Consider the following 15,676-nt stretch of genomic DNA (forward strand, 5'->3'; position numbering starts at 1 on the left):
TAATAGACCCTATATATTCCTGTCCTCAATTTTATCGTAAAACTGATCGCGGTAGGTATCCCCTATCGGGATAACTTTATCACCGATACTGATACGGCTGCGTTCGATACTGTCAATTTTATTAAGCGCTACAATATAAGATTTGTGAACGCGAACAAAGTGTTTTTCGGGTAAGGCATCTTCCATCTTCTTCATGTTTTGAAGCGTGATAATGCGTTCATCAGGCGTAAAAATGGAGATATAATCTTTTAGCCCCTCTATGAATAAAATATCGTGCAGGTAAACTTTCTGAATTTTATGCTCGGTCTTCACAAAGATAAAATCGCTCATAAAATCATCATACTGTGCCTGCGTTTCCTCCTTAACAGGAGCCGGAGCAACTACAGCTGGCCTGATAACCGATTGCGCCTTTTGCACCGACTTAAAAAAACGGTCGAACGCTATGGGCTTCAGCAGGTAATCAACCACATCGAGTTCGTAGCCGTCTAAAGCATATTGCGGGTAAGCTGTGGTTAAAATAACCTTAGCCTTACCGTTAGCAATTTTCAGGAACTGCATACCGGTAAGCTCGGGCATCTGCACGTCCAGAAATACCAGGTCAATGCCGCCATCCTGCACCATAGTTAATGCCTCAATTGGATTAGTAGTGGCTTTAACCAACTGCAAAAAAGGAACTTTTGAAATATAATCTTCAACTATATGGATAGCCAAAGGCTCATCATCTACTACCAGACACCTGATCATTTTATAAAACTAATGATAATTCACAAGAATAACTATCCTCCCCATTTTGGATCTTAAGATCATATTTGCCAGGATACAGCAACTTTAAACGCCGTTGTACATTGTTTAAACCAATGCCCCCGGCAGCATCACGGTTATGCTGATGCTTTTTATTGTTTACATAAAAGTCCAGATGATCTGGCGTTACATTTAAGGTAAGCACAATAGGATGATCGGGGTCATTGGCAACGCCATGTTTGAAAGCATTTTCAACAAATGAAATCAACAACAACGGCACAATGCGCTGATGGTCTACCGTGCCATTAACAGTATATTCAACAAAGGCCTTATTGCCGAAACGTATTTTTTGAAGGTCGATGTAATTTTGTAGGTACTTTAACTCCTTATCTAAATCTACCTTGTTATCATTACACTCATACAGCATGTAACGCATAATTTCCGAAAGCTTTAATACAGCTTCGGGCGTAGTTTCGCTCCGTTGGTAGGCCAGTGAATAAATGGTATTAAGCGAATTGAATAAAAAATGGGGATTGATCTGCGATTTCAGAAATGACAATTCAGCGGTAAGCCGCTGATTTTCCAGGTCGCGCTGTACACGTTCATTCAAAAACCAGTCGACCGAAAACTGTAATACAATACTTAAAAATATAAAGATCAGGCTTACAAATACGGTACTAACAAAGTAATCGCCGTAGCCAACCACATGCCCCTTCATGCGTTCAAGCACGTATGACTTAAATAGTATGGCCACACCTAATTTAATAATCCCGAATAACCCAATGGCTATCAGCACCATTAAAGCATAGGTTTTATACTTTTTGGTATCGAGATAATAGGGAATAAGTACAAGGTAATTGGTATAAAACAATACGATGTTAATACTGCCATAAAGCACAAACAAAACAAGCGCGGCTTTAAAACCCATGCGGCCATTATTGTACCACATGAACATAAAAAAGGCGATCATAGCCACCCAAAACACCACATGCCAGAAAATCTGCCAGCCTTTTTTCATGCAACTAATTTAATATTAGCATTTGTTTTTATGCTTTTAAATATATGTAAACGCTACTTTGATCGATGAACAGGCAAATTGTTACGATGAACGGGTAAGTATTTGCAGACAGGCGTTCATCTATAATTACCGCCTGTTGGTCTAAATGATTTTAGCACCTGATTTTTTTAAAGTCTATTTGTGTCGTTAAATCAATCACAACACAAAATGAAAAAGCTAATATCTAATCTTAACCCATTCATGCTATTACTTATACCAGTAATGGTTGCCTTGGTGATGAGTGTAAGTTATCAGTTTGAACAAGCTAAAGAAATAGCAGAAAACACTTCAACTGTACATGCTACTTCCCTTTTTTATAAAAGCGTTAGTTTGGTAAAAACCGTGTGCGAAGTTGCACAACAAAAATTATGGTAATCCAAACTAACGATCTAAGCTTCACCTTCGGAAACCAGCAGGTAGTTAAATCACTGTCATTGCAGGTGCCCGAGGGTAGCATATACGGTTTTCTTGGCCCAAACGGTGCTGGCAAAACCACCACCATAAAACTACTGCTTAACCTGCTGAAAACACAGCATGGCAGTATATCGCTGTTTGGTAAAGACATACAACATAACCGGTCTGAAATACTTTCGCAAATAGGTTCGCTAATTGAGCAACCTGCCATTTATGCGCATATGAGCGGCCGCGAAAACCTGCTGAACAGGGCGATGCTATTGCAAGTAAAGCGCAGTCGGATTGATGAAATGCTGGACCTTGTACATCTTACCGAGGCAGCCGAAAAAAAGGCTGGCAAATATTCACTGGGCATGAAACAACGTCTGGGTATTGCCCTTGCTTTGCTTGCAGATCCTAAACTGTTAATACTTGACGAACCAACCAACGGATTAGACCCGAATGGCATCATCGAGATACGCGAACTGTTGGTTAAGCTGGTAAGCCAGCATGGCAAAACCGTATTCGTGTCAAGCCATTTACTTTCTGAAGTTGAAAAAATGGCTACACATGTAGGCATTATCAATTTTGGTGAACTTTTATTTCAAGGCGAAATACGCGAGCTGGACAAAATTAGCCAGCCAATGGTACAAATTGAGGTGCAAGACACCGCCGATGCAGCTAATTACCTTAAACGCAGCGGCGTTAATGTGGCAGATATCAGCAACGATTTAATCATCGTTCCGTTTACTTCAAAAGACAACATGGCCAGCATTAACAAACAACTGGTTGAAGCCGGGCATACTGTTTACAGCATCCGCAAAACGCAAAAGGATCTTGAAAAACTTTTCCTTTCCATCACTCAAAAAACACAGGCTGCATGAAAGGCTTTCTACTCTCTTTCCATTCCGAATATTATAAAAGCCGCAAAACACTTGGATTTTGGTGTGCCATTATATTACCTGTTTTACTTTGTACCCTTGTTACCTGGGGAGTATACAGCAAAGCCGATCGCTTAAGTAAATTGCCCCCCATGATGCTATGGTTTACTTATACCAGCATCATACTTAATATAATGGGCTCTTTATTGTTACCTATATATATTGTATTTGTTGGTTATTCTGTTAATAATGTAGAGCACAAGGCAGATACCTGGAAAACCTTATTTAGCCTGCCCATACCTAAATGGTCTGTTTATGCAGCAAAGTATTTTTATGCGCTATTTCTGGTATTTTTATGCTTACTGCTTTTTGGGTTACTTACATTTATTTATGGCCATATACTAGGCATGCTAAACCCGGGTTTGCACTTTAAAGATTATAATGCCTTTAGTGTGATCATGCAGGTCTATTTAAAGCTGTTTTTATCGTCGCTTGGCATTCTCTCTATACAATTTTTACTTAGCCTGCTTTGGGCCGACTTTCTTAAACCTATGGGAATAGGATTCGTGGGTACCATAGTAGGGGTTATTGCTACAACAACTAAATGGCAATTTGCTTACCTTTTTCCATATTCGCACCCATTGCTGGCTATTATGTCAATATCTTTATCTGTTAAAAAGAATGCACCAATTGATGTCAACATTTTTAACAAAGAGATATTGGTAAGCCTTATTGTTGCCGTAGTAGTATTTATTGTGGGTTACTTTATTGTTGAACGAAAGAGTGTGAAGTAACGTGGTTAGGTACTAAAGCCCTATTCAGTTTAAATACATGCGTCTTTGCGATCCGTCGCCTGACGGAGAAGCAATTTGAGATTAATTCGCAACCCGTTTTACCATGCGCCAAAACAAATAAACCAGCGAACCCAGTATGGGCACAACAATCATGATAGCAACCCACAACACTTTGCTGTTTTTATCAAGATTGGGTTGCCGATAGCATGCAGCAGGGTAAAGATTAAAAGCCCGAGCCACACAATCATGACGATGAGCCCGAGTGTGCCGGTTACAAAAGAGAGATCCATAGCTTTAGTTAGTCAGTAATTGGTTCAGTCGTATACTTTTCACCAATTTGCTGACGCCACATAGCGTAGTACAATCCTTTTTGTGCAAGCAGATCCTGATGTTTGCCCGACTCTACAATATGGCCCTTCTCCAGCACATAAATATGGTCGGCATGCATTATTGTTGATAGCCTGTGTGCGATCAAAATGGTGATATGATCATTCAACACAGAAACATCGCGGATGGTTTCAGTAATCTCTTCTTCTGTTAATGAATCAAGCGCAGAGGTCGCTTCGTCAAACACCAATAAGTCTGGCCTGCGTAATAATGCACGGGCTATAGACAGGCGCTGCTTTTCGCCACCAGATACTTTTACGCCACCTTCGCCAATTACACTATCCAGCCCTTTATCGGCTCGTGCAAGCAGGCTTTGGCATGCTGCACGGTGTAATACATTCATACACTCTTCGTCGGTAGCATCAGGGCGCACAAATTTCAAATTTTCGCGGATGGTCCCCGAAAACAATTGCGTATCCTGTGTTACAAAACCGATCTTTTCGCGCAGTTGGTCAAGGTCAATGTCTTTACTCATGATACCGTTGTAAAGTACATCACCTTCCATTGGCTGGTACAAGCCTACAAGCAATTTTACCAGCGTTGTCTTACCCGAACCTGACGGACCTACAAAAGCGATGGTTTCGCCGGTATGGGTTTCAAAGCCAATATGGTTAAGTGCATTACGGGTAGCAGTAAGGTGCTTAAAGCTTACATTGTTAAATGTAAGCTTGCGCACTTTTTCTAACAATACCGGCTTGGCGGGTTTTTTATCGATCGGGATACTCAGTATCCTGCTAAAATTACCCAAAGAAACCTCGGCTTCGCGCCATGCCAGCATTACGTTACCTAACTCCTGTAAAGGATTGAACAAGAAGAATGAATAAAACAAAAAGCTGAAATACTGTCCCGGTGATATTGTTTGTTTAAAGATCAGCATCAATAAGACAACTACCATTGTACTGCGTACCAAGTTTACAGTAGTACCCTGTACAAAGCTCATGCTGCGTACGTACTTTACCTTACGCAGTTCAAGGTCGAGGATCTTATAGGTTGTTTTATTCAGACGTTCAATTTCCTGTTTGGCAAGGCCAAGGCTTTTTACCAGTTCTATGTTACGTAACGACTCGGTAGTGGAACCTGCCAAAGATGTTGTTTCGGCAACAATGGTTTTTTGTATGGTTTTTATCCTGCGGCTTAATACCATACTTACAAAGGCAATTACCGGGATAGACGCAAAATACACCAGGGTTACTTTATAGCTAACGGTAATAGAATAAACGATAACGAATACCATACCAATGAAGCTTACAAAAAGCACACTAATAAATGAGGTAATAAATTTTTCGTTATCGGTACGTACCTTTTGTAATATACCCAAGGTCTCGCCGCTGCGCTGGTCTTCAAATACCTGGTAAGGTAGCTCGAGCGAGTGCTTTAAGCCATCGGCGTACATTTGAGCGCCAACCTTTTGGGTAATTATGTTGGTGAAATAATCCTGAAAATTCTTGGCAATACGCGATACCATAGCTACACCTATAGCAGCGCCTACTAATAAAAGTACGTTGTGGATATATTGCTCATAAGCCAGTTGCGAGCGTTTTTCAATCACCTGGTCAACAATACGGCCGGTGATATACGGATCGAGCAAAGAGAAACCTATATTGAATGCGGCACATACCAAAGCAAGCACCACAACCCATTTGTGACGGGATAAATAGGAAAGCAATAATTTCATGCAACAAAAATAAAAAAGGGAATGGCGCAAATTGCTCATTCCCTTTAATTTGACATTCGGTTAATGATTAAACCGTCATGATATCTTTTTCTTTGGCTTCGGTAAGCTTGTCAACTTTTACAATATAGCTGTCGGTCAGTTTCTGAACTTCGCCTTCGCCGGTTTTAATTTCGTCTTCAGATACGCCTTCAGATTTCAGTTTCTGAATTTTAGCGTTGGTATCTTTACGGATGTTACGAACAGCAACTTTACCGTTTTCAGCTTCTGCTTTTACCTTTTTAACCAGGTCGCGGCGGCGCTCTTCGGTAAGCGGCGGTACATTAAGGCGGATAACCACACCATCATTTTGCGGGTTAATGCCTAAATCGGCCTCTTTAATTGCTTTTTCAATAGCAGTAAGCAATGATTTTTCCCAAGGCTGTACAATAATAGTACGGGCATCAGGCGTATTTACGTTACCTACTTGTGAAAGCGGGGTCGGCGTACCGTAGTAGTCAACCGAAATACCATCTAACATTGATGGGCTTGCTTTACCAGCACGTATCTTGCTTAATTCGTTATCAGTATGGTCAATGGCTTTATCCATTAAAGCCTTAGCATCATTTAACTGTTTTTTAATGAGTTCGCTCATTGTTCAATTTTTTTATTGCAGCAAATATATTTAATTAGACTCAAGTAGTGCGTATCAAGTATCAAGACTTTGCTTTACAATCGGAGAAGCATCTTGATACCAGTCACTTGATACCTGATACTAATTTATTTCACCAGTGTTCCGATAGTTTCGCCGTTGGCAATGCGTTCAAAATTGCCTGGTTTGTTCATATCAAATACAATAATCGGCAATTTGTTTTCCTGGCAAAGGGTGATGGCTGTCATGTCCATTACGTTTAAACCTTTGTCGTAAACTTCGGCAAAAGATATTTCGTCAAAACGGGTTGCGGTTGGGTCTTTTTCAGGATCGGCGGTATAGATACCGTCAACGCGGGTACCTTTTAATACAACGTCAGCCTTAATCTCGATAGCACGCAGCGATGCCGCAGTATCAGTAGTAAAGTAAGGGTTACCTGTACCTGCACCAAAAATTACAATACGGCCTGTTTCAAGATGTGTCATGGCGCGGCGGCGGATGTAAGGCTCGCAGATCTGTTCCATTTTAATGGCCGATTGCAGGCGTGTTTCAACACCGATACCTTCCAGTGCACTTTGCAGTGCCATACAATTGATCACAGTTGCCAGCATCCCCATGTAATCAGCCTGAGCACGTTCCATGCCCGATTTTTCTGCACTTAGCCCCCGGAAGATGTTACCACCACCCACAACAATGGCAATTTCAATCCCCGCATCATGAACCTTTTTAATGTCATGAGCATACTGCAATACCCTATTGTTGTCAATACCGTACTGCCTCTCGCCCATTAACGATTCACCGCTAAGCTTTAATAATATCCGTTTGTATTTCATTTATATTAGTTTGTGTCTTTCTAAGCAATGTTTACTAAAACTGATACACTTTGCCATTAAGGCATGTTAAGCTGATGTCAAAGGTATCATTAAAAATTGTTAAATCAGCATCGTACCCTGCGGCTACGCGCCCTTTGTTAAGTCCGGCCAGCCTTGCCGGATACAAGGTTGCCATGTTAATTGCCTCCGGCAAATCGATCCCGACATGGTCTACACAATTCTGTACAGCCTTTAACATCGTAAGGCTCGAACCCGATAAAGTACCATCAGGCATTACGTAGCGGTCGCCGGTAAACTGGTGCTGGTAAGTGCCTTCCGTTGCCGCGGTTACAGCATCTGTGATCAGAAAAAGCTTATCGACAAGTTCGCGTTTGGCCAGGCGTATCATGGCAAAGTCAACGTGAATGCCATCGGCCACAATGCTGGTATAAGGCCGCTCTTCGAAAATTGCAGGAATATATCCTGGTTCGCGGTGATGCATGGATGGCATTGCATTATACAAATGCGTTACGGCCGGTATTGGTTTATTCAGGAAACGCTTGCCCTGCTCGTAAGTAGCGTTACTATGACCCGATGATATAACGACACCTGCGCTATGTAAATAATCGATCACTTCCTGATCTTGCAGCTCGGGTGCGATGGTTATCATTTTGATTTCGCCTTCGGCGGATTCAATCCAGCGTTTAACTTTGTCAAGCGTTGCTTTCTGAATTAAATGAGCCGGATGCGCACCGCGTTTGGCTACGTTTAAAAAAGGCCCTTCGAGGTGAAGCCCTAAAAAATTACCTTGTGCCTGCTGGCGGTAAGCTTTTGCAGCTTCAATTCCCTGCTCAACAATCTCATCTGTATTGGTGCCTATGGTTGCAAAAAATCCGGTAGTGCCCTGGCGAATCAGATCATCTTCCAATTGTTTAAGCGCAGCTGTGGTAGGCTTACCTGCAAACAACTGGCCACCGCTACCATAAATCTGAAGATCGAGGAAACCGGGGGATACATAGTTGCCTTTGCAATCAATTTTCCCGGCTTCAGCAGCGGTTTCACTTTCATTGACAACTGCCTTAATCTTTTCATTTTCTACAATGATAGCTTTGCCGGCAATGATCTGCCCGTTATTGATAAGCCTGATGTTGTGAAATATGGTTTGCATAGGCGATTGGTGATTAAATATGTCATGCCGAACTTGTTTCGGCATCTCACATGCATAATTATTCAACCTTATGGGATGCCGAAACAAGTTCGGCATGACGGTCGGTACAACGGCGAAATTTACAGGGCAAAAAAAATCCCCTCGTTTAAACGAGGGGATTAAAATAATTAAGCTCCTAAAACAACCCGCTTAAAGGCGGTAACTGTAAGGCCTTTCTCAACCCCGTTAAGGAACTGAGCAATATTTTTTGAAGGGTCTTTAACAAACTCCTGGTTTAACAAAGTTGAATCTTTGTAGAATTTGTTTAGTTTACCTTGTGCAATTTTCTCAACCATTTCTTCTGGTTTACCTTCGGCACGGATTTGCTCTTTAGCAATCTCCAATTCGCGCTCGATAGTAGATGAATCAACACCGTCTTTATCAACAGCAATTGGGTTCATGGCAGCAATTTGCATCGCTACGTCTTTACCAGCTTCGTCAGCACCTGCAGCGTTTTGGCTTAAAGCAACCAATACACCTAAACGGAAGTTACCGTGGATGTAAGCGATAACTTTTTCGCCAACTAAAACTTCGTAAGAAGTAACACCGATTTTCTCACCGATTTTACCGGTCATGTCTAAAATAGCGTCAGCAATTTTAACACGGCTGTTTTCTAAATCAATTTCTAACTGGCCAAGCTCTTCAACGTTAGCCGGAAGATTTTGAACAGCAGTGTTAGCTACTGCGTTAGCAAAAGCAATAAATTCAGCGTTTTTAGCAACGAAGTCAGTTTCGCAAGCTAAAACAATGATTACACCTTTAGAACCATCTTCATTTGCACGTGCAATAACAACACCTTCTTTTGACTCGCGGTCCTGACGGCTTGCTGCTACTTTAGCACCTTTTTTTCTTAAAAAGTCGATCGCTGCTTCAAAGTCACCGTTAGTTTCGGTTAAAGCTTTTTTGCAATCCATCATACCTGCACCGGTTTGCTGGCGCAGTTTATTTACATCTGCTGCAGAAATTTGTACTGTAGACATTTTTTTATGAGTTGTGAGTTATCCGTTTAAAGTTGCGAGTTAGCAATCTTATATAACTTATAACCCGGTTTTATTTTAAGTTTTTATGAAAAATGATGAACTGTAATTTTCATACAATTCATCATTCTTAAAAGGTTCCTTTATAAGCCTTTAGGCTGTAGGGGAAATATTACTCTTCAGAAGCAGCTTCTTCAGTAGTTTCAGCTTCAGCAGATACGCGTTTAGCGCCACGGCCGCCTGATGTAGTTTCAGGAGCATCAGCTTTGGTTTTTGCTGCTACTGCTTCTTTTTCTGCTTCGTCTTCTTTCTCGCGTTTACGCTCGTCTAAACCTTCTTGTATAGCCTGGATGATAAGACCTGTAATCAAAGAGATTGATTTGGTAGCGTCATCATTAGCCGGGATAGGGAAGTCGATGTTTGAAGGATCAGAGTTAGTATCCACCATTGCAAAGGTTGGGATATTTAACTTTAAAGCTTCAGAAACTGCGATATGCTCTTTCTTAACGTCAATCAGGAATAAAGCTGCAGGTAAACGGTTAAGATCAGAGATACCACCTAAAAGGCTCTCTAATTTAATACGCTCACGCTGAATCATTAAACGCTCTTTCTTAGAAAGGTTGCTGTAAGTACCGTCTTTAGTCAGTTTATCGATGTTTGACATCTTTTTGATTGACTTGCGTACAGTAGCAAAGTTAGTTAACATACCACCTAACCAACGCTCGGTTACGAAAGGCATGTTTACTGATTTTGCGTAATCGGCAACGATATCTTTCGCTTGCTTTTTAGTAGCTACGAATAATACCTTACGGCCTGATTTTACAATTTGTTTAATAGCTGAAGCAGCTTCTTCAACCTTAGTTAAGGTTTTATTTAAATCGATAATGTGGATACCGTTGCGCTCCATGAAAATGTACTGAGCCATTTTCGGATCCCATTTGCGGGTAAGGTGACCAAAGTGTACACCTGCGTCCAGTAAGTCCTGGTATGTTGTTCTTGCCATTGTTTGTCCTCCTTGTGATTAACGTTTACTGAATTGGAATCTTCTGCGTGCTTTTCTGCGGCCTGGTTTCTTACGCTCAACCATACGGTCATCGCGGGTCATTAAGCCTTTAGCACGTAATGCAGGTTTCTTTTCAGCATCAAGTTCAACAATAGCTTTAGCAATAGCTAAACGAACGGCTTCTGCCTGTCCTTTAACACCACCACCGGTTACGTTTGCTTTAACATCAAACTTACCTTCGGCGCCTGCAACCAATAATGACTGTGTTGCAACGTATTGTAATGGTAAAGTAGGGAAGTATTCTTTGTAATCTTTACCGTTAACGGTAAGGGTGCCGTTACCATCCTGCAAATAAATGCGGGCAACAGCGGTTTTTCTTCTGCCTGAAGTGTTAGTTGTTGGCATTTCTTTTCTCCTTTAAAATTAAAAGTTAAATGGTTTTAGGGTTTTGCGCAGCGTGTGGATGCTCAGCACCTGCATAAACATGCAGATTGCCAAATAACGCTCTGCCCAAACGATTTTTAGGTAACATTCCGCGAACTGCTTTTTCAATCACACGCTCAGGGAACTTTGCCATTAACTCCTTAGGAGAAATGAAACGCTGACCACCAGGGTAACCAGTGTATGAAACATATTGCTTGGTAGCAAATTTGTCTCCGGTCAGTTTTACCTTGTCTGCATTAATAACAATTACGTTATCACCGCAGTCTACGTTTGGGGTAAAGCCAGGCTTGTGTTTTCCTCTGATGATCGCTGCGATCTTAGAAGACAAGCGCCCCAAAATCTCGCCTTGTGCGTCAACAACTACCCATTCCTTGTTAACGGTCTTTTTGTTGGCTGAGACAGTTTTGTAACTTAACGTATTCACTTGCTTTAAATTAAATAATTAAACGTTTTAATATCCCCGCATTTTTCGGGACTGCAAAGATACGAGTATTACTTTAATTTACAAGCGGTTGGAAAGGAAAATATTGAATGAACCTATAGCTGATATTTAGAATTAAGCATCTCTTTAAAAATAATCTTTAATTCACCCCTTATTATCTGCACAATATTACGCACTGCCAGTTGTGTTCCCCTTTAAAGGGGAAGGCAGAGCCATTGCTGGTATCGATAACATTAATAAGGGGTCAGCCTGTATTATTGAATGCTAATTACATCAATTGATTCTTGTAGTTTAGAATCCATAACATCACCCGCCAATTATTAAACTGCCATTTTCGTACCTTTACCTAACAATGAAGCAGAACCTTGCAGAGAAATACAGCGCTAAGTTTCAGGAGATTTTGGCGGGATTAAACGCTGAACAATTAGCGGCTGTAAATAAAATAGATGGCCCGGTGATGGTGGTTGCTGGTCCAGGTACGGGCAAAACGCAGATTTTGGCAGCCCGTATCGGTAAGATATTACTGGACACTGACGCCCGCCCCGACGAGATACTTTGTTTAACCTATACCGATGCCGGCGCTGTTGCCATGCGCAAGCGTCTGTTCGATTTTATTGGCCCCGATGCTTATCGCATTGGCATATATACTTTCCATGCTTTTTGTAATGAAGTAATACAGGAAAACCTGGATTACTTTGGCAAGCTTACCCTCGAGCCACTTACCGACCTGGAGTCGGCCATGTTGTTCCGGGAGTTGATTGATGATTTTGCTAACGACCATCCACTGAAGCGTTTTACCGGCGATGTATATTATGATGCCTCGCGATTGAAAAGCCTGTTCTCTACCATGAAAAAGGAGAACTGGGATACCGCCATGATTGAAGCGGCCGTGGCCGAATACCTGGCCGACCTGCCCAACCGCGAAGAGTTTATCTATAAAAAAGCAAATCCCTCACGCGGCATACAAAAAGGGGACCTTAAAAAGGCAGATATCGATAAAGTAACCGATACCATGCGTAAGTTACAGGCTGCTGTTGCCGAGTATGCTAACTACGAAGCCAAAATGAAACGCGACAGTAAGTATGATTATGACGACATGATCATGTGGGTGCTGAAAGCTTTTCGTGAGAATGAAGACCTGCTGCGCCGCTACCAGGAACGTTTTCAATACATCCTTGTGGATGAGTTTCAGGACACCAGCGGTTCGCAAAATGAATTGCTGAAATTTTTGCTTAATTACTGGGATACGCCAAACGTATTTGTGGTGGGCGACGACGACCAGTCGGTTTATCGTTTCCAGGGTGCCAACATGAAAAACATCCTTGATTTTGCGAATGATTATTCACAAGCCTTATATACGGTTGTACTTCGTAATAATTATCGCTCAAACCAGGCGATTCTCGATATTTCAAAAATACTTATCGACAATAACCAGGAGCGTTTAACCAAACAATTGCGGTTGGATAAAAACCTGGTTGCTTCGCATCCGCGCTTTGATAAAATTGCAGGCGAACCGGTAATAAGGGAATATGACACGCCCGACCATGAGCTGGTAGATGTAGGTAACCAGATTGAGCAACTCATACAGCAAGGGGTTGAACCATCTGAAATTGCGGTGATCTACCGTAACCATAACCAGGCAGAAGAGCTGATCCACTACCTGGACATGCAGAAGATTGCCGTTAACACCAAGCGAAAGATTGATATCCTTGCTTTGCCTTTTGGCGAAAAGATCATCAGCATAATGCGCTACCTGGCAATGGAGTTTGATTCGCCTTACAGTGGCGATGAGCTGCTATTCGAGATCATGCACTATGATTTTTTCGAGATCAAACCGGTAGATATTGCGCGAGCAAGTATTGCGGTCTCAAAAGCAAATTACAGCCAGAGCGAAGATTCGCAAAAAACATCCTTACGCCAGCACATCGCCGATATGAGTTTGCCAAAGCAACCCGGCTTATTTGATGCGGTGCACAATGCCGAAATGAAACAACTGGTAAGTGATATTGAATACCTGTTAAAAGCTTCGGCAAGTTTAAGTTTGCAGCAGTTCTTTCAGCAGGTAATTACACGGTTAGGCATCCTCTCTTACATTATGAAACAGGCCGATAAAGGCTGGCACATGGAGGTGCTTACCAACCTGTTCAATTTTATAAAAGACGAGCACCGTAAAAATCCCGGATCAAAGCTGGCAGATATCATTGTTACCATTGACCTGATGAAACGTAACGGTATCCGTTTAGAATTAAACCAGGTGATATATTCTGAGAGTGGTATTAACTTTCTTACTGCACACGGCTCAAAGGGATTAGAGTATGAGCATGTATTCCTGATTGGTTGTAATAAGAAAGTATGGGATACCAAGGGGCGCAATATGGGTTTTGCTTATCCAGATACGCTTATACAGGCTGCTACTGATGACATAGCACAACGCGAAGAATCGCGCAGGTTGTTTTACGTGGCCATTACCCGGGCAAAGCAGCACTTGTATATTTCATACCCAGCTAAAGACCGCAAGGAAAAAGACCTGGAAGCATCGCAATTTGTGGGTGAGATTTTAGCAGAAACCCACCTGAAGGTTGAACGCCCGCATGTAAATGCCGATTCTTTACTCAAGTATTTTGCTACGCAGTTTAATGAGGACGATAAGCCGGTGCTGGAACTGATCGACAGTAATTATATTAACATTCTGCTGCAAAACTACACGCTATCAGTTTCTCATCTTAACAGTTACTTAGATTGCCCGTTGAAATTCTATTTCCAGAACCTGATACGCGTTCCGGCAGGATTAAGCGCCTCGGCAGCGTTTGGTTCAGCAGTGCACTATGCGCTTAACCGGGTATTCCGTAACCTGCGCGACAACAATAACCAGTTTCCGCCGGTCGATGATTTCATTAAGGAGTTTCGCTGGTTTATGTACCGCAACGTAGATCTATTCGCCAGCGACGAGTTTAAACGCCGCCTGGCTTACGGTGAAAAGATATTACCAGCTTATTATCAGCTGCATGTACCTGTATGGAACAAGGTAGCTGTTACCGAACGTACTGTTCGCGGCATTACTATTGCCGGGGTGCCAATTAAGGGTAATATTGATAAAATTGAGTTTAACGGCAGCCAGGCTACGGTTGTAGATTATAAAACCGGCAACTTAAAATATGCCCGCGAAAAACTGCTTCGCCCTAACGGCCCCGAAGACCTTGGCGGCGACTACTGGCGACAGGCTGTGTTCTACAAATTATTGGTGGATAACGACCGTACGAACGACTGGTATGTAACCAATGCCATCTTCGACTTTATTGAACCAATCAACGATAACCAGGAGTATTATCAGGAAAAGATCGTGATATCACCGACAGACATGGAGACTGTCACCAAGCAAATTGTGCAGACTTACGAAAAGATCATGAAGCATGAGTTTAACACAGGTTGCGGCAAGGCAGATTGCGACTGGTGCCGCTTTGTACGCACTAATTTTAAGCAGCCTGGTAAGATATTGGAGGTTTCGGAAGAATAGATTTAATTGTCTTCAAAAATATTTAAGCCATTGCTTAACGAAAGCCTATGGATGTACTTCTTTTTTGACCGCTAAAAAAAGTACCAAGAAAAAAATCTCGTCGCTGGCACCGCAGCTTATTAATGGTTTTGCTTTAGTACTGTTAATAGCTACCAGCTGCGCTGAGGCGACATCAAAAAAGCGTATGTCATTTCAGTGCTTGATAGCTTTTAACCAACATAATAAAATATCTTATTTCCCTCTCGCTTGGAGAGGGTTAGGGTGAGGCATCCCCTACTACCTTTTTACCACCCTTTCATAAACTTCAATCCAATCGTCGGGCGTCATGCGTTGGGCTAATTCCGCTATTAAGGAATAGGGTATATCTTCCGGCTTTTTAAAGCGGATACAGCTTTTGCCCATATCCAGCTTAGTACTGCTATGCTTTGGGTATTCACTGGTAAACCAATTGAGCATATCATTGCATGAGTATACGCCCATATGGTATAACGCAATATAATTTTGCTGCGATGCCAGGCTGATAAAGCCTAAAGGCAATTCAGGGTCGCAGTGGTAACCCGCCGGGTATAAAGAATGCGGCACCACGTATGAGGGCATTCCGTAATTAATTACTTCAGTAAAGCCTTTGGGCAAGTTTTCCAGCAAAGTGGTGCGCAGGCGGGTCATAGGTTGTTTGCGCTCAACAGGAAGCTGGTCAAAATATTCCTGCAGTGTCATCATG

General features: G+C 42.1%; 16 protein-coding genes. 4 read left to right on the forward strand and 12 right to left on the reverse strand.

Annotated features, from left to right (window positions below; translation table 11 throughout):
* Nucleotides 1–9: 9 nt before the first annotated feature.
* Together PQ461_RS19640 and PQ461_RS19645 are read right to left on the reverse strand one after the other, a co-directional pair.
* The gene (locus PQ461_RS19640; RefSeq protein ID WP_274207261.1) at nt 10–744 is read right to left on the reverse strand and encodes a LytR/AlgR family response regulator transcription factor; all 735 of its coding nucleotides are present in this window, start codon (nt 742–744) and stop codon (nt 10–12) included.
* A gap of 1 nt (nt 745) precedes the next feature.
* Nucleotides 746–1,759 (reverse strand): sensor histidine kinase, encoded by a 1,014-nt coding sequence (locus PQ461_RS19645; RefSeq protein ID WP_274207262.1) that lies wholly within the window; start codon nt 1,757–1,759, stop codon nt 746–748.
* A 207-nt stretch (nt 1,760–1,966) separates the two neighbouring features.
* On the opposite strand from PQ461_RS19645, the gene PQ461_RS19650 reads away from it, so the two are divergent.
* Genes PQ461_RS19650 through PQ461_RS19660 form a run of 3 tightly spaced genes read left to right on the forward strand, consistent with a single transcriptional unit; the run spans nt 1,967 to nt 3,866 of the window.
* Nucleotides 1,967–2,173, forward strand: a complete 207-nt coding sequence (locus PQ461_RS19650) for a hypothetical protein (RefSeq protein ID WP_274207264.1) — start codon at nt 1,967–1,969, stop codon at nt 2,171–2,173.
* Nucleotides 2,167–3,075, forward strand: coding sequence for an ABC transporter ATP-binding protein (locus tag PQ461_RS19655; RefSeq protein ID WP_274207265.1), 909 nt, complete (start codon nt 2,167–2,169; stop codon nt 3,073–3,075). The genes PQ461_RS19650 and PQ461_RS19655 overlap by 7 nt, the downstream gene beginning before the upstream one ends.
* Entirely contained in the window at nt 3,072–3,866 is a 795-nt protein-coding gene (locus tag PQ461_RS19660; protein ID WP_274207267.1) for an ABC transporter permease, read from the forward strand. Before PQ461_RS19655 ends, PQ461_RS19660 begins: the two co-directional genes overlap by 4 nt.
* Nucleotides 3,867–3,947: 81 nt before the next feature.
* Here the strand turns inward: PQ461_RS19660 and PQ461_RS21265 are convergent, their stop codons facing one another.
* The 9 genes from PQ461_RS21265 to rplM all read right to left on the reverse strand — a co-directional run bounded on the left by PQ461_RS21265 (nt 3,948) and on the right by rplM (nt 11,423).
* The gene (locus PQ461_RS21265; protein ID WP_443192795.1) at nt 3,948–4,019 is read right to left on the reverse strand and encodes a hypothetical protein; all 72 of its coding nucleotides are present in this window, start codon (nt 4,017–4,019) and stop codon (nt 3,948–3,950) included.
* A gap of 145 nt (nt 4,020–4,164) precedes the next feature.
* On the reverse strand, nt 4,165–5,928 hold the full coding sequence (locus PQ461_RS19665) for an ABC transporter ATP-binding protein (protein WP_274207268.1): 1,764 nt from the start codon (nt 5,926–5,928) through the stop codon (nt 4,165–4,167).
* A 67-nt stretch (nt 5,929–5,995) separates the two neighbouring features.
* Entirely contained in the window at nt 5,996–6,559 is a 564-nt protein-coding gene (gene frr, locus PQ461_RS19670; protein WP_274207269.1) for a ribosome recycling factor, read from the reverse strand.
* A 125-nt stretch (nt 6,560–6,684) separates the two neighbouring features.
* A complete protein-coding gene (gene pyrH / locus PQ461_RS19675) occupies nt 6,685–7,389 on the reverse strand; it encodes a UMP kinase (protein ID WP_274207270.1) in 705 nt (234 codons plus the stop codon).
* 34 nt (nt 7,390–7,423) lie between these two features.
* Complete coding sequence (gene nagA / locus PQ461_RS19680) at nt 7,424–8,536, reverse strand: N-acetylglucosamine-6-phosphate deacetylase (protein ID WP_274207271.1); 1,113 nt, start codon at nt 8,534–8,536, stop codon at nt 7,424–7,426.
* A gap of 167 nt (nt 8,537–8,703) precedes the next feature.
* Entirely contained in the window at nt 8,704–9,555 is an 852-nt protein-coding gene (gene tsf, locus PQ461_RS19685; RefSeq protein ID WP_274207272.1) for a translation elongation factor Ts, read from the reverse strand.
* A 169-nt stretch (nt 9,556–9,724) separates the two neighbouring features.
* Nucleotides 9,725–10,555 carry a 30S ribosomal protein S2 gene (rpsB, locus tag PQ461_RS19690; protein WP_274207273.1) on the reverse strand — a complete coding sequence of 277 codons (831 nt, stop codon included), beginning with the start codon at nt 10,553–10,555 and terminating at the stop codon, nt 9,725–9,727.
* Nucleotides 10,556–10,573: 18 nt separating this feature from the next.
* The gene (rpsI, locus tag PQ461_RS19695; protein WP_274207274.1) at nt 10,574–10,960 is read right to left on the reverse strand and encodes a 30S ribosomal protein S9; all 387 of its coding nucleotides are present in this window, start codon (nt 10,958–10,960) and stop codon (nt 10,574–10,576) included.
* Nucleotides 10,961–10,985: 25 nt separating this feature from the next.
* On the reverse strand, nt 10,986–11,423 hold the full coding sequence (rplM, locus tag PQ461_RS19700) for a 50S ribosomal protein L13 (RefSeq protein ID WP_274207275.1): 438 nt from the start codon (nt 11,421–11,423) through the stop codon (nt 10,986–10,988).
* 370 nt (nt 11,424–11,793) lie between these two features.
* Here rplM and PQ461_RS19705 point away from each other — a divergent pair, with 370 nt between their 5' ends.
* Entirely contained in the window at nt 11,794–14,955 is a 3,162-nt protein-coding gene (locus PQ461_RS19705) for an ATP-dependent helicase (RefSeq protein WP_274207276.1), read from the forward strand.
* Between the two features lie 276 nt (nt 14,956–15,231).
* Here the strand turns inward: PQ461_RS19705 and PQ461_RS19710 are convergent, their stop codons facing one another.
* Entirely contained in the window at nt 15,232–15,675 is a 444-nt protein-coding gene (locus PQ461_RS19710) for a DUF1801 domain-containing protein (protein WP_274207277.1), read from the reverse strand.
* Nucleotide 15,676 lies beyond the last annotated feature (1 nt).

Origin of the sequence: Mucilaginibacter sp. KACC 22063, from assembly GCF_028736115.1 — a bacterium.
Lineage (GTDB): Bacteria > Bacteroidota > Bacteroidia > Sphingobacteriales > Sphingobacteriaceae > Mucilaginibacter.